This is a genomic window from Pseudonocardia sp. CA-107938 (genome assembly GCF_050936315.1).
Taxonomy (GTDB): domain Bacteria; phylum Actinomycetota; class Actinomycetes; order Mycobacteriales; family Pseudonocardiaceae; genus Pseudonocardia.
Genome location: NZ_JBNJNA010000002.1, coordinates 191,828 through 209,226, shown reverse-complemented (window position 1 = coordinate 209,226; position 17,399 = coordinate 191,828). Strand labels below are relative to the sequence as shown.

23 protein-coding genes are annotated in these 17,399 nt (G+C 72.9%); 13 read left to right on the top strand and 10 right to left on the bottom strand.

Features of this window, described 5'->3' with window-relative positions; genetic code table 11:
- The first annotated feature begins 29 nt into the window (after positions 1-29).
- The 3 genes from ACQEVB_RS33875 to ACQEVB_RS33865 are packed head-to-tail and all read left to right on the top strand — an operon-like array spanning position 30 to position 1,431.
- Positions 30-401, top strand: a complete 372-nt coding sequence (locus tag ACQEVB_RS33875) for an ArsR/SmtB family transcription factor (protein ID WP_432981436.1) — start codon at positions 30-32, stop codon at positions 399-401.
- Positions 398-829: a Fur family transcriptional regulator gene (locus ACQEVB_RS33870; RefSeq protein WP_432981433.1), complete on the top strand. Its 432-nt coding sequence runs from the start codon at positions 398-400 to the stop codon at positions 827-829. The genes ACQEVB_RS33875 and ACQEVB_RS33870 overlap by 4 nt, the downstream gene beginning before the upstream one ends.
- 11 nt (positions 830-840) lie before the next feature.
- A complete protein-coding gene (locus ACQEVB_RS33865; protein WP_432981430.1) occupies positions 841-1,431 on the top strand; it encodes a hypothetical protein in 591 nt (196 codons plus the stop codon).
- Here ACQEVB_RS33865 and ACQEVB_RS33860 read toward each other — a convergent pair.
- Together ACQEVB_RS33860 and ACQEVB_RS33855 are read right to left on the bottom strand one after the other, a co-directional pair.
- Positions 1,415-1,798, bottom strand: a complete 384-nt coding sequence (locus tag ACQEVB_RS33860) for a hypothetical protein (protein WP_432985429.1) — start codon at positions 1,796-1,798, stop codon at positions 1,415-1,417. The genes ACQEVB_RS33865 and ACQEVB_RS33860 overlap by 17 nt on opposite strands.
- 11 nt (positions 1,799-1,809) lie before the next feature.
- A complete protein-coding gene (locus ACQEVB_RS33855; protein ID WP_432981427.1) occupies positions 1,810-2,595 on the bottom strand; it encodes an isoprenyl transferase in 786 nt (261 codons plus the stop codon).
- Positions 2,596-2,696: 101 nt separating this feature from the next.
- Between ACQEVB_RS33855 and ACQEVB_RS33850 the strand changes: the two genes are divergently transcribed.
- From ACQEVB_RS33850 to ACQEVB_RS33840, 3 genes are read left to right on the top strand one after another with little or no spacing between them, the layout of a single operon-like run.
- Positions 2,697-3,287 carry a DedA family protein gene (locus ACQEVB_RS33850; RefSeq protein WP_432981424.1) on the top strand — a complete coding sequence of 197 codons (591 nt, stop codon included), beginning with the start codon at positions 2,697-2,699 and terminating at the stop codon, positions 3,285-3,287.
- An 18-nt stretch (positions 3,288-3,305) separates the two neighbouring features.
- The gene (locus ACQEVB_RS33845; protein ID WP_432981421.1) at positions 3,306-3,542 is read left to right on the top strand and encodes a FitA-like ribbon-helix-helix domain-containing protein; all 237 of its coding nucleotides are present in this window, start codon (positions 3,306-3,308) and stop codon (positions 3,540-3,542) included.
- Entirely contained in the window at positions 3,539-3,949 is a 411-nt protein-coding gene (locus ACQEVB_RS33840; RefSeq protein WP_432981418.1) for a type II toxin-antitoxin system VapC family toxin, read from the top strand. The genes ACQEVB_RS33845 and ACQEVB_RS33840 overlap by 4 nt, the downstream gene beginning before the upstream one ends.
- A 1-nt stretch (position 3,950) precedes the next feature.
- On the opposite strand, the gene recO is transcribed toward ACQEVB_RS33840, so the two are convergent.
- Positions 3,951-4,694, bottom strand: a complete 744-nt coding sequence (gene recO, locus ACQEVB_RS33835) for a DNA repair protein RecO (protein WP_432981415.1) — start codon at positions 4,692-4,694, stop codon at positions 3,951-3,953.
- A gap of 72 nt (positions 4,695-4,766) precedes the next feature.
- Between recO and ACQEVB_RS33830 the strand changes: the two genes are divergently transcribed.
- From ACQEVB_RS33830 to ACQEVB_RS33820, 3 genes are all read left to right on the top strand, one after another.
- A complete protein-coding gene (locus ACQEVB_RS33830) occupies positions 4,767-5,414 on the top strand; it encodes a DUF4190 domain-containing protein (RefSeq protein ID WP_432981412.1) in 648 nt (215 codons plus the stop codon).
- A gap of 2 nt (positions 5,415-5,416) precedes the next feature.
- Positions 5,417-6,172 (top strand): HugZ family protein, encoded by a 756-nt coding sequence (locus ACQEVB_RS33825; RefSeq protein WP_432985426.1) that lies wholly within the window; start codon positions 5,417-5,419, stop codon positions 6,170-6,172.
- Positions 6,173-6,341: 169 nt separating this feature from the next.
- Positions 6,342-6,491 (top strand): hypothetical protein, encoded by a 150-nt coding sequence (locus tag ACQEVB_RS33820; protein ID WP_432981409.1) that lies wholly within the window; start codon positions 6,342-6,344, stop codon positions 6,489-6,491.
- A 266-nt stretch (positions 6,492-6,757) separates the two neighbouring features.
- Here the strand turns inward: ACQEVB_RS33820 and ACQEVB_RS33815 are convergent, their stop codons facing one another.
- The 6 genes from ACQEVB_RS33815 to ACQEVB_RS33790 all read right to left on the bottom strand — a co-directional run bounded on the left by ACQEVB_RS33815 (position 6,758) and on the right by ACQEVB_RS33790 (position 13,055).
- Positions 6,758-7,717: a hypothetical protein gene (locus tag ACQEVB_RS33815; protein WP_432981406.1), complete on the bottom strand. Its 960-nt coding sequence runs from the start codon at positions 7,715-7,717 to the stop codon at positions 6,758-6,760.
- A complete protein-coding gene (gene era / locus ACQEVB_RS33810) occupies positions 7,717-8,631 on the bottom strand; it encodes a GTPase Era (protein ID WP_432981403.1) in 915 nt (304 codons plus the stop codon). The genes ACQEVB_RS33815 and era overlap by 1 nt, the downstream gene beginning before the upstream one ends.
- Positions 8,631-9,851 carry an L-2-hydroxyglutarate oxidase gene (gene lhgO, locus ACQEVB_RS33805; protein WP_432981400.1) on the bottom strand — a complete coding sequence of 407 codons (1,221 nt, stop codon included), beginning with the start codon at positions 9,849-9,851 and terminating at the stop codon, positions 8,631-8,633. Before lhgO ends, era begins: the two co-directional genes overlap by 1 nt.
- A 12-nt stretch (positions 9,852-9,863) precedes the next feature.
- A complete protein-coding gene (locus ACQEVB_RS33800) occupies positions 9,864-11,225 on the bottom strand; it encodes a hemolysin family protein (protein WP_432981397.1) in 1,362 nt (453 codons plus the stop codon).
- A 16-nt stretch (positions 11,226-11,241) separates the two neighbouring features.
- Positions 11,242-11,778, bottom strand: a complete 537-nt coding sequence (gene ybeY / locus ACQEVB_RS33795; RefSeq protein ID WP_432981394.1) for an rRNA maturation RNase YbeY — start codon at positions 11,776-11,778, stop codon at positions 11,242-11,244.
- A gap of 344 nt (positions 11,779-12,122) precedes the next feature.
- A complete protein-coding gene (locus ACQEVB_RS33790) occupies positions 12,123-13,055 on the bottom strand; it encodes a nuclear transport factor 2 family protein (protein ID WP_432981390.1) in 933 nt (310 codons plus the stop codon).
- Positions 13,056-13,112: 57 nt separating this feature from the next.
- Here ACQEVB_RS33790 and ACQEVB_RS33785 point away from each other — a divergent pair, with 57 nt between their 5' ends.
- The 4 genes from ACQEVB_RS33785 (at position 13,113) to ACQEVB_RS33770 (ending at position 16,698) form a co-directional block, all read left to right on the top strand.
- Complete coding sequence (locus tag ACQEVB_RS33785; protein WP_432981387.1) at positions 13,113-13,766, top strand: TetR/AcrR family transcriptional regulator; 654 nt, start codon at positions 13,113-13,115, stop codon at positions 13,764-13,766.
- A 159-nt stretch (positions 13,767-13,925) separates the two neighbouring features.
- Positions 13,926-15,155 carry a D-arabinono-1,4-lactone oxidase gene (locus tag ACQEVB_RS33780; protein ID WP_432981384.1) on the top strand — a complete coding sequence of 410 codons (1,230 nt, stop codon included), beginning with the start codon at positions 13,926-13,928 and terminating at the stop codon, positions 15,153-15,155.
- A gap of 5 nt (positions 15,156-15,160) precedes the next feature.
- Positions 15,161-15,817 (top strand): phosphotransferase, encoded by a 657-nt coding sequence (locus ACQEVB_RS33775; RefSeq protein WP_432981381.1) that lies wholly within the window; start codon positions 15,161-15,163, stop codon positions 15,815-15,817.
- 29 nt (positions 15,818-15,846) lie between these two features.
- Positions 15,847-16,698, top strand: coding sequence for an alpha/beta fold hydrolase (locus ACQEVB_RS33770; protein WP_432981378.1), 852 nt, complete (start codon positions 15,847-15,849; stop codon positions 16,696-16,698).
- 84 nt (positions 16,699-16,782) lie between these two features.
- On the opposite strand, the gene ACQEVB_RS33765 is transcribed toward ACQEVB_RS33770, so the two are convergent.
- Positions 16,783-17,364 carry a hypothetical protein gene (locus ACQEVB_RS33765; protein WP_432981375.1) on the bottom strand — a complete coding sequence of 194 codons (582 nt, stop codon included), beginning with the start codon at positions 17,362-17,364 and terminating at the stop codon, positions 16,783-16,785.
- Positions 17,365-17,399: the final 35 nt, after the last annotated feature.

Genomic DNA, 17,399 nt, shown 5'->3' with positions numbered 1-17,399 from the left:
GGCCGCCGCTCCGGGGACGGGATGGACCGATGTCGATCGTCGCGGGCGCCGCACGGGACGAGCAGCACGACGAACCGCACACCGGTGAACACCTGACCGCCGCCCCGGCCCCCGTCCGCACCCCGGCCACGCTGAGCGCGGCCGGCGACCTGCTGCGCGCACTGGCCGCGCCGGTGCGGATCGCGATCGTCCTGCAGCTGCTGGAGTCCAGCCGCTGCGTGCACGACCTCGTCGACGCGCTGGGCGTCACCCAGCCGCTGATCAGCCAGCACCTGCGGGTGCTCAAGTCGGCTGGCGTGGTGCGCGGCGACCGGCACGGTCGGGAGGTGGTCTACTCGCTCGTGGACGACCACCTCGCGCACATCGTCGTCGACGCCGTCGAGCACGTGGAGGAGGGATGACCACCGCCAAGGCCCAGCGGTCCACGCGGCAGCGGGCCGCGGTGTCGGCGATGCTCGACACGCTGCCCGACTTCCGCTCCGCCCAGGAGATCCACGAGGAGCTGCGCCGCAGCGGCGACGGCATCGGCCTGACCACCGTGTACCGCACGCTGCAGACGCTGGCCGACGCCGGCGAGGTGGACGTGCTGCGCACCGGTTCCGGCGAGGCCGTGTACCGGCGCTGCACCACGGCCGATCACCACCACCACCTGGTGTGCCGCTCCTGCGGGCTCACGGTGGAGGTCGACGGCCCCGCCGTCGAGACGTGGGCGCAGCGGGTCGCCGAGCAGCACGGGTTCTCCGACCTCAGCCACACCGCGGAGATCTTCGGGCTGTGCCGCGACTGCGCGTCTCAGAACGACACATCGGGAGCGTCCGAGCAGCGGTAGCGTCCGCCGCTGTGGCCGACACCGACACCCGTCCGAGCACGGTCCGCCGCATGGAGGGTGCGGAGGCGGCGCAGCTGGCCGCGCTCGCCACCGTCTTCGAGGACCTGCAGTACGTGCTGCGCTGCTGCGAGCACCTCGTCACGGCGCTCAGCGGAAGGCAGCGCGACGACGCACTGGTCGAGGCGTTGTGGACGGGTGCGCTCGTCGGCTACACGCGCTGCTTCTCCGGCCGCGCCGCAGTGCTCACGACGGTCGACCTGGCCGAGCTCGAGATCGACGGCGACGTCGAGCGGTTCCACGGCATGTTCACGAAGCTGCGTGACCACTACGCGTCGCGGCACGTCAACCCGCGCGAGTCGGTGACCGTCGGGGTGGCGCAGTCCAACGACGGTCGGCCCAACGGCGTGGCGATCGTGTCGGCGCCGAGCCCGGCCGTCGACGAGTCGGCGGTGCGGGTGCTGGGCCGGGTCTGCTACGGCCTGTCCGGGCTGGTCGACGCGCGCATGCAGCAGGCGCAGAACGACGTGCTCGGCGCGGCCGGGCAGCTCTCCCCCGCCCAGCTGGCGGCGCTGCCGCTCGTGCACCTCACGGACCGTCCGTGAGCTCCGCCCGCATGCTCGACGCGCTGCTGACCACCAGCATCAGCAGCGTGCCCATCGCCTTGTCGTCGAGGCCCGCTGCAGGGAACGCGTAGCGCAGCGTCACGTCCCAGCCCTGCTTGCCGCGGATGACGCGCGGCGTGCCGAACAGGCCCTCGCCCGCGCCCATCGCGACGCGGGTGGGCACGTCGATCTCGGGATCGAGGTCCCACGCCACCACGCACGTCAGGTTGAGGACGGGCAGGCCCTCCTCCAGCTCCATCCCCTGCACCACGCACAGCACCCCGCCGTGGGCGAACGTGAGCGCGCCGTCGTCGTCGACGGTGACGTCGTGGTAGCGCTCCAACGCGGTGCGCGCGACGCCGAGCATGTCCGGGATCGTCACGAGGCGGTTCCCGGGGTGTCGAGTGCGCCGCCGAAGCGGCGGTTGCGGCGGGCGTAGATCTCGATCGCCTCCCAGATGTGGCGCCGGTCGAAGTCGGGGAACAGGGTGTCGAGGAAGACCATCTCGGCGTAGGCCGACTGCCACAGCAGGAAGTTGGACGTGCGCTGCTCGCCGGAGCTGCGCACGAACAGGTCGACGTCAGGCATGTCGGGCTCGTCGAGGTGCCGCGCGATCGTGCGCTCGTCGATCTTGCCGGGCTTGAGCCGCCCGTCCGCGACCTCCTGCGCGATCGCCCGCACGGCGTCGGCGATCTCGGCGCGCCCGCCGTAGTTGACGCACATGGTGAGCGTGAGCAGGTCGTTGTCGCGGGTCTTCTCCTCCGCGACCTCCAGCTCCCGGATCACGCTGCGCCACAGCCGCGGCCGCCGCCCGGCCCAGCGCACCCGCACCCCGCGCGCGTGCAGCTCGTCGACGCGGCGCCGGATCACGTCGCGGTTGAATCCCATCAGGAAGCGCACCTCCTCCGGGCTGCGCTTCCAGTTCTCCGTGGAGAACGCGTACGCCGAGAGCCAGCGCACGCCGATGTCCAGGCACCCCCACGCCACGTCCATCAGGGAGGCCTCGCCGCGCTTGTGGCCCTCGATGCGGGAGAGTCCGCGCGCGTTCGCCCAGCGGCCGTTGCCGTCCATCACGAGCGCGACGTGGTTCGGGACCGCGTCACGCGGGATCGCCGGGGGGCGGACGCCCTCCGGGTGCGGGGGTGGTGGCTCGAACCGGGGCACTCCCGCACCCTACGGGGACCGCTCCTGCGACTTCGTGGATCGGGTACACCTGGAAGCATGACCGGACAAATCCGACGAACCGGTAGCCGATGATCGACTGGGTGGTCAGGCTCATGGCCGCGCTCGGCGCGCCGGGCGTCGGGGTCGCGATCGCGCTGGAGAGCGTCTTCCCGCCGCTGCCGAGCGAGGTGTTCCTGCCGCTCGCGGGGTTCGCGGCGGCCCGCGGTGAGATGAGTGTGGTGGCCGCGATCGGGTGGTCGACGGCCGGCTCGCTGACCGGAGCCCTCGTCCTCTACGGGCTCGGCACGTGGCTCGGGCTCGACCGGTTGCGGGTGATCGCCGACCGCGTCCCGCTCGTCGGCGCCGACGACGTCGACAAGGCCGACGCCTGGTTCCGCCGCTACGGCACGTGGGCGGTGTTCTTCGGACGCATGGTGCCGATGGTGCGCTCGCTCGTGTCGATCCCCGCCGGCACCACGCGCCTGCCACTCGGCCGGTTCGCGCTGCTCACGACGGCGGGGAGCCTGATCTGGAACACCGTGTTCGTGGTGGCGGGCTACCTGCTCGGCGCGAACTGGGGGGTGGTGGAGCGGCACGCGAGCCTCGTCTCGACGGTGCTGCTCGTGATCGCAGGGCTGGCGCTGGCGTGGTTCGTGGTGCGTCGCATGGCCCGTTCCCGACAACTCGACTGATGCAGCTAAAGTGCATGCATGCCTGCGATCACCATCCGGGACGTGCCCGAGAACGTGCGCGACGAACTGGCCGCTCGCGCCGCCCGGCGGGGTCAGTCCCTGCAGGCGTACCTGCAGGAACTGCTGGCCGACAGCGCACTGAGCCCGCACCCGGACGACGATCTGGCCACGATCCGGGCGAAGGTCCGGGCCCGAGGCGGAGGCCGCCTCACCATCCAGCAGATCCTCGAGGCCAAGGACGCCGACCGTCGATGACGACACATGGCGTCGTCGTGGTCGACTCTTCGGCGATCGTCGCGTTCCTCGAAGGTGGAGCCGCCGGTGACTGGGTGGTCGAGGAGATCCAGGGGCATCGTCGTGCTGCGCCCTCACTCATGCCGTACGAGGTCATGAACAATCTGCGCCGCCAGCTGCTGACGGGCTCACTCGACGAGGACGAGGCTGCTGCGGCTCGCCAGAACCTCGCCGCACTGGCGATCGACAACTGGCCGCACTCGCGCCTCGTGGAGCGCGCATGGCAGTTGCGCGGGGCCGTGACCTACTACGACGCCGCCTACGTCGCGCTCGCGGAGCTTCTCGACGCTCCGCTGATCACGCTGGATCGCCGGCTGGCCGGGGCGAACGGGCCGATGTGCGAGATCCGCGTCCCGCCCGGGGCATGACTCACGCCCGCGAGGGCCGCCGCTCCACCAGCGGCAACGAGCGCAGCTGGCGTTCCATGTGCCACTGCAGGTGCGCGGCCACCAGCCCGCTCGTGTCGCGGCGGACGGCCGGCGCGGCGGCGTCCGCCGTCGCCCAGTCACCGTGCAGCAGCGCGTCGAGCAGCCCGAACGTCTCCCGTGACGGCAGCACCGAGCCCGGCGGCCGGCACGACGGGCAGACCGCGCCACCGGCGGCCACGTTGAACGCCGGGTGCGGCCCCGGCTCGGCGCAGCGCGCGCAGTCGTTGATCGCCGGCGCCCAGCCGGCGTGGCTCATGGCCCGCAGCAGGAACGCGTCGAGCACCAGCGACGCGTCGCGCTCCCCGTCGGCCAGCGCGCGCAGCGCTCCCACCAGCAGCAGGTACACGCGCAGCGCCGGCTCGCCCTCCTCGGCGACGATCCGGTCGGCGGTCTCCAGGATCGCGCAGCCCGCGGTGTAGCGGCCGTAGTCGCCGACGATGCCGGCGCCGAACGCGTCGACGGTCTGCGCCTGCGTGACGATGTCGAGCGAGCGGCCCGTGTAGCACTGCACGTCGACGTGGTTGAACGGCTCCAGCCGCGCACCCCAGCGGGACCGGGTGCGGCGCACGCCCTTCGCGACCGTGCGGACCTTGCCGTGCCGGCCCGTCAGCATGGTGACGATCCGGTCGGCCTCCCCCAGCTTCTGCACCCGCAACACCACGCCGGTGTCACGGTAGAGGGCCATTCCGCCAGCCTACGATGCCTGGCCCCCTACGATCGGTAGGACACCCGACCGCACTAGGGAACGAGCTCAGAGATGGCGCAGGATCGACCGGACGAGGATCCGACGGCTGTGTTCCGGCCGGAGAAGACGGGCACCGAACAGCCGGCCGACCAGGTGTCGCTGTCGAAGCCGGACTCGCCGGCCACACCGCCCCCGCCGGCGACGGCCGCGTACGAGCAGGGCAGCCCCTACGGCGCGTCGTACACGCCGGGCGGGGAGCAGCCGACCTACGGCCAGCAGCCGTACGGGCAACAGCAGTACGGGCAGCAGCAGTACGGCGGCCAGCAGCAGTACGGCCAGCCCGGATACGGACAACAGCCGGGCTACGACCAGTCCGGCTACGCGCAGCAGGGCTACGCCCAGCCCGCGTACGGCCAGCAGCCGGGGTACGACCAGTACGGCAACCCGTACGGGTACGGCTACCCGCAGCCGTACGCGGCCCCGCCCACCAACACGATGGCCATCCTCGGGCTGGTGTTCGCGTTCGTGTTCCCGCCGCTGGGTGTCGTGTTCGGCTTCATGGGCCGCAACCAGATCAAGCGCACCGGCGAGGGCGGCGACGGGCTGGCGCTGGCCGGCATCATCGTCGGCGGCATCTTCACCGCGCTGATCGTGCTGTACATCGTGTTCGTCGTGATCCTCATCGGCGCTGCGGTCAGCAGTGCGGGTGGCATTCGGTGACGATGCCCGACGACGCCGAGCGCAGCCGCACCCTCCTGGCTGCAGCCCGCACCGGGATGCTCGCCACCCTCGGCGAGGGCGGCTACCCGTTCGGCTCGGTCGTTGCGCCCGCCGTCGACGAGCAGGGACGGCCGCTGCTGCTGCTCTCGGACCTGGCCGTGCACAGCCACAACCTCGCGGCCGACCCGCGGGCGTCGCTGATGGTGACCGAACCTGGTAAGGGCGACCCGCTGGACCTGGCCCGCGTCACCGTGATCGGCCCCGTCACGGAGGTGCCCGAGCCCGAGCGGGCCGCCGCGCTGGCGACCTACCAGCAGGTGCACCCCGGCGGCCTGGGCACCGACCACGGCTTCCGCATCTACCGGCTGGACGTGACCGCGGTGCGGTTCGTCGGCGGCTTCGCCCGCATGAGCTGGGTCGACGCGGCCGCCTACACCGCGGCGGAACCCGATCCGCTGGCGCCGCACGTCGACGCGATCGTCGGGCACATGAACGACGACCACGGCGCGGCGATGGTGCTGTACTGCCAGGTCTTCGCCGACCGTCCGGCCACCGCCGCGGCCCGCATGACCGGCATCGACCGCTACGGCTTCGACCTCCTCGCCACCGACGAGACGGGCAAGCACCGCGTCCGCCTCCCCTTCGCCGAGCAGGTCACCACGCCGACCGAGGCCCGGAAGGCGCTCGTGGCGATGGTGCAGGAGGCGCGGGCGATCAGCGGGCGGTCCACGGACGCAGCACCGACAGCCGCCGGCTGATCAGCTCTCCCTGGCGCCGCAGATCGGTGATCAAGGGCAAAATGTCGTTCCGGACGCCCCGCCAGCGACCTTTTGCCCTTGATCGACTCAGGTCGGCCGGGATCTGGCCAGCCTGCGCCGATCATGGGCAGAACGTTGCTGCGGAAGATTGACTGACCACGGTTTGCCCATGATCGACGACCAGGACCGCGGCCCCTCGGCTGTGTCGCCCCGGCGTGTGCTCGACGAGGACGGTCGGGCAGACCGTGGCTGCGTCGACCAGGTCGAAGCCCATCTGCGGCTCCGGAATCCGGTCACCTTCCCCCACCCCGTGCCGTAGCGCGGCTCGCGAACCACAGCAGGCTGCACGGCCACGGCGCCGTCGGCACGCCCGTGGCACGGGCGCGACAGCGGCCGTGGAGGGCGCGCAACGGCCCGTCCAGCGCCAGCACCCTCGACCGGGCGTGGTCCTTCCGGGACACCCTCCTCCCCCGCACGGCCGTTCGGTGATCAAGGGCAAAAGGTCGCTCTTCAAGATCGTCTGACGACATTTTGCCCTTGATCACCGCAATCCCCAGACGCCGAGCCGAGCCGAGCCGAGACCAGTCACCCCCGGGCAGCCGTGCGCGCCGCCGGCTCCGCCCACCGCACGGTGGTGTCGTCGATGGCTCGGGACGCGGCGACGGAGGCTGCGGCCGCGGTCCGCGAGAGGTGGCGGTTGACCACCTTCGCCCGGCCTCCGACGAGGTGCATGTGGTGCCAGCGCCCGCCAGGGCCGCGTTCGGGCGCGGGCGGGAGGGACTCCAGCAGCGCCGACGCGTCGGCGTCGTGCGTGGCAGCCTCCGCGCACGCCTCGAGGTCGGTCCACACCGCGGCGAAGAGGGTGCGGTACTCGCGGATCATGTGGTGGGCGGCCTCGCCGAGGGTGCAGACGAGCCGCACCTCCAGCACGTCGGGGCCGAGGTGCCCGGTGGCAGCGGCTGCGGTCAGGTCGGCGACGGCCTCCTCGGCGGCGAACGCGGACAGCCGCAGCTCGGTGTCCGCGATCGGGAGCCAGCCCGATGCGGCAGCACGGTCGGGCGCCGGGCCGGCGGCCACCGGTTCCGCCCACCACGCCTGGTCGGCCGCCCCCGTGCGGTGCGCGCAGGCGGCACCTTCGGCGAGGTCGATCGAGAGGTGCTCGGCGACCGTTGCCGGAACGCCGTCGTCGAGCACGCACACCCGCCACGGGCCGTCGGGCCGGGTACGGCGTGGCGCCCGCAGCCCGCGCGGCACGGCCATCGCGGCGACGTGCGCGTCGGCCGCCACCGGGCACCCGCTCGCCACCGCCTCCGCGCAGCGCCACTGCGCCCGGTAGTGCTGCAGCACCTCGGCCAGCCGGGCCGCCGCCTGCGCCAGCACCTTCCACGGGATCCCCGCACCGCCGGACGCGAAGACCCGCGCGGCGTAGTCCTCACCCGCGAAGACCTCGCGCCAGCCGTCGGTGCCCTCGTTGGGCAGCCACGCCGGGTCGAGGCGCTCCCCCCAGCCCGCGGGGATCTCCAGCCGCCACACGACCCGGTCCACTAGAACCCCAGCTTGCGCAGCTGCCGCGGGTCGCGCTGCCAGTCCTTGGACACCTTGACGTGCAGGTCGAGGTAGATCTTCGTGCCGAGCAGCTTCTCGATCTGGCCGCGGGCGTCGGAGCCGACCTGGCGCAGCCGCGCCCCGCCCTTGCCGATGACGATGCCCTTCTGGCTGTCGCGCTCCACGTGCACCGTCGCGTGGACGTCGAGCATGCCGTCCTTGCGGCCCTCGCGCGGGATCATCTCGTCGATGGTGACGGCGATGGAGTGCGGCAGCTCGTCGCGCACGCCCTCCAGCGCGGCCTCCCGGATGAGCTCGGCGACCAGCGTCTCCTCCGGCTCGTCGGTCAGCTCGCCGTCGGGGTAGAGCGGCGGGCCCTCCGGCAGGTGCCCGACCAGCAGGTTCGCCAGCACGTCGGTCTGGAACCCGTCGACGGCCGAGCACGGCACGATGTCGGCGAACGGCATCAGCCCGGCCAGCTCGGAGAGGCGCTCCGCGATCTGCTCCGGCCGTGCGAGGTCGGTCTTGGTGACGATGCCGACGACCGGCGTGCGCCCGGCGACCGACCGCAGCTCGCCCACGATGAACTCGTCGCCGCGGCCCACCGGCACGTCGGCGGGCACGCAGAAGCCGATCACGTCGACCTCTGCCCACGTCTCGCGGACGATGTCGTTGAGCCGGCTGCCGAGCAGGGTGCGCGGCTTGTGCAGGCCCGGCGTGTCGACGATGACGAGCTGCGCGTCGGCGCGGTGCAGGATGCCGCGGATCGCGTGCCGCGTGGTCTGCGGCCGGCTCGACGTGATCGCGATCTTCTCGCCGATCAGCGCGTTGGTGAGCGTCGACTTGCCCGCGTTGGGCCGGCCGACGAAGCAGGCGAACCCGGAGCGGTAGCCCTCCGGCACGTCCGGGAACATCAGGCGGCTCCGACGGGCGCGAGCACGTCGCCGGTGAGGCGGTGCAGGATCTCCCGACCGATCGGCATGGCCGCCGTGGCGGCGGGCGAGGGCGCGTTGAGCACGTGCAGCACCGGACCGTCGGACACCAGCAGGAAGTCGTCGACGAGCGTGCCGTCGGCCTTCACCGCCTGGGCGCGGACGCCGGCGCCGGCCGGGGAGAGGTCCTCGGCGCGCACGTCGGGCAGCATGCGCTGGATCTGCCGGGCCATCGCGGCCTTCGAGAGCGAACGGTGCATCTCGCCGAGCCCGTAGCGCCAGTGCTTCGCCGCCACCCGCACCATGCCCGGGTAGACGAGGGTGCGCATGGTCTCGCGCGCGTCCACGTCGCGCCACGAGTAGCCCTCGCGGGCCAGCGCGAGCACGGCGTTCGGGCCGGCGTGCACGTGCCCGTCGACGCCGCGCGTGGCGTGCACCCCGAGGAACGGGAACGCCGGATCGGGCACCGGGTAGATCAGGCCCTTCACCAGCTCGGCCGCGCGGGCGGAGAAGCCCGAGTACTCCCCCCGGAACGGGACGATGCGGATGCCCGGGTCGATGCGCGACGCTCGCGCCAGCTCGTCGCAGTGCAGGCCGGCGCAGACCACCACCCGTGAGCCGATGAGGTCGCCGAGCCCGGTGCGCACGACGACGTCGCGGCGCCGTCGCAGCACCTGCTGGACGGGCCGGCCGAGGAAGATGTCCCCGCCGGCCTCCTGCACCAGCTCGCCGAGCTTCTCCGCGACGCGCCGGAAGTCCGTGATGCCGGTTGACGGCACCCACAGCGCCGCGATGCCCCGCACGTGCGGCTCGTGCGCGCGCATCCCGGCCTGGTCGAGCTCGTGCGCCTCGACGCCGTTGGCCGCGCCGCGACGGGCCAGCTCGGCCAGCCGCGGCAGCTCCTCCGGCTCGGTCGCGACGACCAGCTTGCCGGTCTCCTCGACGGGCAGGTCGTGCGTGCGGCAGAACGACTTCGTCTCCGCGCAACCCGCCACGGCCAGCCGCGCCTTGAGCCCGCCGGGGGCGTAGTAGAGGCCGGAGTGGATGACGTTGGAGTTGTTGCCGGTCTGGTGCGCGGCGAGGCGCTGCTCGCGCTCCACGACCGCCACGGACTTGCCGGCGCGAACCGCGGCCCAGGCCGTGGCCAGGCCGACGATGCCGCCGCCGACCACGACCACGTCGTAGCTCGGGGTGGGCCTCACGACCGCTGGCTCTCAGGCTTGCCGGACATCGCTCTCCTCATGACGCGGAGTCTCCGCGTCGCTCTCGTTCTCGGGTTCGGGGGCCGCGACCGGTTCGATCAGGACCGACGTGATGCGCACCCGGCCGCGCGGGTCCTTGCCACCCTCCGCGGTGAGGCGCAGCCCGGCGACCTCGGTGGTCGCGCCGGGAAGCGGCACCTTGCCCAGCTGCTGGGCGAGCAGCCCGCCGACGGTGTCGACGTCGGCGGCGACCAGCACCTCGGCGAGCTGGCTGGGTTCGGCGTCGACGGGCGGGTACAGCTCGTCGAGGTCCTCCACCGGCAGCCGCGCCGACACCCGCCGGACGCCGTCGCCGAGTTCCTGCACGTCGGGGACCTCGTCGGTGTCGTACTCGTCGGTGATCTCCCCGACGATCTCCTCGAGGATGTCCTCGATCGTGACGACCCCGGCCGTGCCACCGTACTCGTCGACCACGATCGCCATGTGGTTGCGCGCGGCCTGCATCTCCTTGAGCAGCTCGTCGGCCCGCTTGGAGTCGGGGACGAACACCGCCGGTCGCATGACGGCGATCAGCGGCGCGTCGGGCCGCTCGGCCTGCGCCTGCACCAGGTCCTTCAGGTACGCGACGCCGATCACGTCGTCGATCGACTCGCCCAGCACCGGGATGCGCGAGTACCCGCTGCGCAGGGCCAGCTTCAGCACCTTGTCGACGGGGGTGTCCTGCTCGGTCCAGATCACGTCCGGTCGCGGCACCATCACCTCGCGGACCAGCGTGTCGCCCAGCTCGAACACCGAGTGGATCATCTGCCGCTCGTCCTCGTCGACCACGCCGCTGGTGCTGGCCATGTCGACCAGCTCGCGTAGCTCCACCTCGGACGAGAACGGACCCTGCCGGAACCCCTGACCGGGGGTGATGGCGTTGCCGACCAGGATCAGGAGCTTCGTCAACGGGCCGAGCAGCGTCGCCAGCGCGCGCACCGGCGCCGCGACCAGCATCCCGAGCCGGTACGGGTGCTGACGACCGAGCGTGCGCGGGCCCACACCGATCAGGACGTACGACACCACGACCATGATCCCGGCGGCGGTGAGCGCGCCCACCCACACCGTCGTGAACGTCATGACCAGTGCGACCGTGAGCAGCACGGTGGCCGCGGTCTCGCTCGCCAGCCGCAGCAGGAGCAGCAGGTTCACGTGCCGCGGCCGGTCGGCCACCACCCGCGAGAGCGCCCGCGCGCCCGGGCGGCCGGCCCGCACCAGCGCGTCGACGCGCGCCCGCGACACCGTGTTGAGCGCCGCATCGGCCGCCGCGAACAGGCCCGCCAGCGGCACGAGCAGGACCGCGATGACGATCAGCGGGACGGCGTCGGGAGGCATCGTCGCGACCGTGCGGTCAATGGTCTTCCAGCCCGACGACGCCCAGCACGGCCGAGTCGCTGCGGCGCTGCGCCTCAGCCGCCGCCTCCTGCTCGCGCGCGGTGCGCCAGCGGGTGAGCAGCTGGTTCTGCAGCGCGAACATCTCGCGCTCCTCGTCGGGTTCGGCGTGGTCGTGGCCGAGCAGGTGCAGCACCCCGTGCACGGTCAGCAGGTGCAGCTCGTCGGCCAGCGAGTGCCCGGCCGCGCGGGCCTGTGCCTTCGCGAACTCAGGGCAGAGCACGATGTCGCCGAGCAGCGCCGGACCGGGATCGGGCGCGTCGGGCCGGCGGGACTCGTCGGCCAGGTCGTCCATCGGGAACGACATGACGTCGGTGGGGCCCGGCTCCTCCATCCAGCGCTCGTGCAGCTCGCTCATCGCTTCTTCGGTGACGGCGAGGATCGACAGCTCCGCGGCCGGGCTCACGTGCATCGCGTCCAGCGCGAAGCGTGCGACGGAGGCGATCAGCGACTCGTCGACGCTGATGCCGGACTCGTTGCAGACCTCGATGGACACGCCGACGAGGATAGTCGCGCTGCTCCCCGCCACGCGCAGCGGTCGTTCAGGCGCCGGCGTGTCACGATCACGACGACCCGCTCCCTGACAGGACCGAGGTGGGCCCCTGCGCTCACGGATCGCCCTCGTCGTCCTCGTGCGCGGTCGACCCGGACCACCCGTTCACCTACGCCGAGAAGGCGTACCTGCTGCCGCAGGGCGACGACGACTTCCGCGCGTACGTCGACCAGTGGCTGCGCCAGGCCCACCCCGTCGTGAACGGGGCGCTGGCACCTCGCAGAAGTCAGGTCGTCCTCGCAGCAGTTCGAACCTCTGCGCCGACGCCTCGAACCATGCGAGGTCGGTCACCGCTGTCGGCGCCGCTCGCGCAGCTGCGCGGCGAGGTAGGTGATCGCCACGTGCGGGTGCGTGATGAGCGCCCGCAGGGCGGCCGCCGGGTGGGTCGGTGGCCTGGCGTCGAGCGCGGTGTGGATCACGTTGTGCACGACCTTGCCGTGCTCGTCGAAGCGCCAGATCTCGGTGCCCGTGGTCGTGTGCCGGCCGTTGAACAGGCGACCCTCCACCTCGTTGACGATCGTGTCTGCAGAGGTGGCGATGAGGGTCTTGGTGACCCGGCCGTGGTGGGCGGCGATCCAGTCGTAGAGGGCGCGCACGGCCGGCCCGGCCTCGGCGATGCCTTCGGAGACCTGGTGCACGCCGTCGCCGATCATCTCCAGTCGGACGTCCGGCGCGTAGACCTCGGTGAGCGGCCAGCCGGCGTCGTTGCTGTTGGTGGCCAGTTCGGCGCGGGCGACGAAGGCCAGAGCGTCCTCGGGGATCATCGACGGCCCCGGACGAGCTCGGCCAGGAGCACGGCCGCAGCGCGCGGCCACGACCTGGGTGTGCGGGCGAGCCGCGCGCAGCAGCGGCGCGGGGTTGCAGTAGCTGACGCGGGCAGCGGCCAGGCCGTCCTGCAGGGTGATCCGGTCGCAGCCGGGCATGGCGACCCGGCGCCCGCCGAGGGTGCCCTCCACCAGCACCTCGACGAACAGCGTGCCGTCGCGCGCCGCCCAGTCCTGCACCGTCACCCGCAGGTCGGGGACCAGCGCGAACAGCGGTCTCGCGAACCGCTCGCCGAACTCCTCGACGCCCACGCCGGCGCGGAGGAGCGGCTGGCTGAACCGGTAGTCCGGCTGCAGCCAGGGGCGGAAGTGGTTGACGAGCTCCTCCGCGCCGGCCGGCGCGCGCCAACCGTCGGTGAAGACGCGGACCCAGGTCTCGGCGCTCGCGATTGACATAGCTTCAGCTATTCATATAGCTTGAGCTATGTCAAGACGGTTTGTATAGTCCGGGCTATGCCAGATCCGGTCGAGGTGCCGCGGCGGATGACCCGCGCGGACGCGGCCGGGCGGACCCGGGAGCTGCTGCTGGAGAGCGCCCGTGAGGTGTTCGTCGAGCACGGCTACCAGAGCTCGTCGATCTACGAGATCGCCAAGCGGGCCGGCCGCACGATCGGCGCGCTGTACTCGCACTTCGGCGGGAAGGAGGGCGTGTTCCTCGCCTTGTGGGACCGCGACTTCGCCCAACTGCTGGACGGGTACCGGGCCCAGGCGCGCGGCGCGGGCGACCTCGGCGACGCGCCCGCCGAGGCCGGCGACTTCTGGATCCGGTTCCTCCAGCGCGACCCCGACCTGTTCCGGCTGTTCGTCGAGTTCTGGTCGCACGCGCTCCGCGAGCCCGACCTACGACCCCGGTTCGCGGAGTCGCTGCGGCAGTTGCGCGCCGCCGTGGCCGAGGTCATCGAGCAGTACCAGCGGACCTACGGGATCTCCGTCGCGGCAGCACCGACCGACATCGCCCTGGTCATCGAGTCGCTGGTCGACGGGTTCTCGCTGCACAAGCTGGCCGACCCCGAGCACGTCGACTCCGCCCTCCTCGGCCGCGCCCTCGGCTGGATGGTGCAGGGCCTGCTCGCCGAAAGGGGCGCGGCGCCGCCCGCCGACGTGTGAGGCAGCGGCGGCCGAAGGACGTCACACATCGTTGGGCCGCCTCACACATGTCCGGACATGTGTGAAGGGGCCTTGCGCTGTGTGAGGTCGGACCGCTGGCCACCTACCCGGGCAGCGGCGTCGTCCCGCGGTGATCACACCGCACTAGATTCGACGGTTGTGACCACCGCGAACTGGGCCGGCAACGTCGTGTACTCCGCCCGCAGCTTCCACCGCCCGACGTCGATCGCGCAGCTGCAGGAGCTGGTCGCGGCCAGCGACCGGGTGCACGCAGTGGGCACAGGGCACTCGTTCAACCGCATCGCCGACACCGTCGGCGACCTCGTCTCCGTGGCCGGCCTGCCCCCGCGGATCGAGATCGACGCGGCGGCCGGCTGCGTGACCGTCGGTGCGGGGATGCGGTTCGGCGAGCTCGTCGGGCCGCTGCACGAGGCCGGGTTCGCGCTGGCCAACATGGGGTCGCTGCCGCACATCTCGGTCGCCGGCGCCTGTGCCACCGGCACCCACGGCTCCGGCGAGCGCAACCAGGTGCTCGGCGCGTACGCCCGGGCGATCGAGATCGTCGGCCCGGACGGCGAAATGCGCACCTACCGGCGCGGCGAGCCCGACTTCCCCGGCGCCGTGGTCAACCTCGGCGCGCTCGGCGTCGTCACCGCGGTGACGCTCGACGTCCAGCCGGCGTTCGGCATGCGCCAGTGGGTGTACGAGGGCCTGCACGACCTCGACGCCGTCGACGAGGCGCTCTCCGGCGCGTACAGCGTCAGCCTGTTCGGCTACTGGGAGGGCGCGGGCTTCGAGCAGGTCTGGGTCAAGGTGCGCGACGGCGACCCGGTGCCCGAGCCCGGCTGGCTGGGCACCACGCCGGCGGACGGTCCGCGGCACATGGTGCGCGGCGTCGACCCGCAGCACTGCACGCAGCAGCTCGGCGAGCCCGGCCCGTGGCACGCGCGGCTGCCACACTTCCGGCTGGAGTTCACCCCGAGCAGCGGTGAGGAGCTGCAGTCGGAGTGGTTCCTGCCGCGCGCGCACACGGCCGCCGGACTCCGCGCGCTCGACGCGATCCGCGACACCATCGCGTCCGTGCTGCAGGTGTGCGAGGTGCGCACGGTCGCCGCCGACGACCTGTGGGTCTCCCCCGCGGCCGGCCGCGACAGCGTGATCTTCCACTTCACCTGGGAGGACACCCCCGCCGTCGCGCCCGTGGTGGCCGCGGTCGACGCCGCGCTGGCACCACTGGACGCGCGCCCGCACTGGGGGAAGGTGTCGTCGCGGCCCGCGGACGCGGTGCGGGCACTGTGGCCGCGGTTCGCCGACTGGGCCGAGCTGGCGCGTGGCGCCGACCCCACGGGGAAGTTCCGCAACGCCTACCTCGACGCCTACCTGGACTGACCGTCGTGGACCTTGGCGAACCGCTGGCCTCCGGGCGCACCGCACACGTCTACGGCATCGACGCCGAACGGGTGCTGCGCCGCGACCACGTCGAGATCGACGCCGGCCGCGTCGCCCGCGAGGTCGCCTACATGCGGCACGCGGCCGCGCACGGCATCCCCGTCCCGCACGTGTTCGACGCCGACGGCCGCGACATCGTGATGGAACGCATCACCGGCCCCGACCTGCGCGCGGCGTTCCACGCCGGCCGGCTCGGCCTGGCCGACGTCGCCCGGCACGTGACCGATCTGCTCGGCCGGCTGCGGCACGTGCCGGGCCTGCGCGGCCAGCAGCTCGTCCACCTCGACCTGCACCCCGAGAACGTGCTGCTCGGCGCGGCCGGACCGGTCCTGATCGACTGGGCGAACGCCGGCGACGGCGACCCCGACCTGGACGCCGCGCTCGCCCTCCTGGTCGTCGCCGAGGTCGCCGTGGCGCCGGGGGCGGAGGCGGCGCTGCGTGAGCTGGTCATGCTGACGGCCGCCGGTATATCCGGGGATCCGCTGCGCTGCCTCGACGAGGCCCTCGGGCGACGGCTGGCCAACCGCACCCTGGGCGCGGCCGAGAAGGCCCGCCTCCCCACGGCCGGCGAGCTCGTCCGGGCCGCTCTGCTCGCCCGATGAGTTCTGCCCCCGCGGGCGGTCACCCCTGCATGGAGAGACTGCTGCCCGTCGGCGACGTCGAGCTGTGCGTCGACACCGCCGGCTCGCCGACCGACATCCCACTGCTGCTGATCGGCACCACCGTCGCCACCTGGGACGACGCCTTCGTCGAGCGGCTGACCGGCCGTTTCGTCGTCCGCTACGACCAGCGCGACACCGGCCGATCCACCACCGTCGACCCCGACTCGCCCGGCTACACGCTGCGCGATCTCGTCGCCGACGCCGTCGGCGTGCTCGACGGGCTCGGAATCGACCGCGCTCACGTCATGGGCATCGGGACCGGCGGCTTCGTCGCGCAGGTCCTGGCGCTGGACCACCCGGACCGGGTCGCCTCCCTCGTGCTCATGGGCACCCGGCCGGTCGCGCCCGGCCCCGTCGACGACGACCTGCCCGACCACGCGCCGGAGATCATGGCCCACTTCGGCAGCGCCCCGCCGGTCGACTGGATGGACCGCACGTCGATCCTCGACGGTGCCGTCGCCACCGCCCGTGTGCTCTCCGGCTCGCCGCAGTTCGACCCCGCTGAGGCGCGTGCCCGCGCGGCCAGAGTGCTCGACCGCACCGGCCCGCATCCCGCCGCGGCCCGCAACAGCCTGCTGAGCACGGTGTTCGCGAAGCTGGACTGCGCGCCGCGCTGGCGCGAACGGCTCCCGCGGATCACCGCGCCGACGCTGGTGGTGCACGGCGCCGCCGACCCGTTCTTCCCGGTGGGCAACGCGGAGGCCCTCGCCGCGGAGATCCCCGGCGCCCGCCTGCTGGTCGTCGAGGGGATGGGCGCCGAGCTGCCGCGCCGGGCACACGCGGAGGTGGCAGCGGCCGTACTCGCACACACCGCGCGCTGACCCCACCCCCGTCGAGAACGACGCTACGGTGATCAACAGGGCAGTTCGATCACCACAACGTCGTTCTCGACGCGTACCCGGCGCTCAGGCCGCCCGGCGACGCTCGTCCTGCCGGGCCAGCCGGCGCAGGGCACGCGCGTCCGCGGGCACACCGTGGTGGCGACACCACAGCGCGACCTCGCCCCGGAGCCGGCGGGCGCCGGCCGAGAGCCGCCGCCGGGCGCGGCGCACTGCCGTCGCCGCGGCGGCCGCCTCCTCGGTGGCCGCGTCCAGATCCGGCACGGGATCCGCTTCGGCGCGGCCGCGCAGCCGCCGGGTCACCTCCACCACCCCGGCGAGCACGAGCGCCGCCGGCAGCACCAGCAACGGGCCGGGGAGCAGGAACAGCAGCGTCATCACGGCCAGCACGAACACGGCCGTGAGCACGCCGAGCGCGAGGATCGTCACCAGCAGCCGCCGCCAGCGCAGCAGCCCGATCTGCCGGTTCGCCGTCCGCAGCTCCTGCACCCTCCGACGCGCCCGAGCCGCCCGTTGCTGCGCGGCGCGCAGCCGTCGCCGCTCCTGGCGAAGGGGTGCGGCGAGCACGACGTCGTCGCCGTCGAGCACGTCGGCCATGCGGTCGAGGAGCGTCGGGGCGTCCGCGTGTCGTCCCACCGTCGAGGTCATGTGCGGCAAGTACCCCGATCGGCCGTGCCGGATCT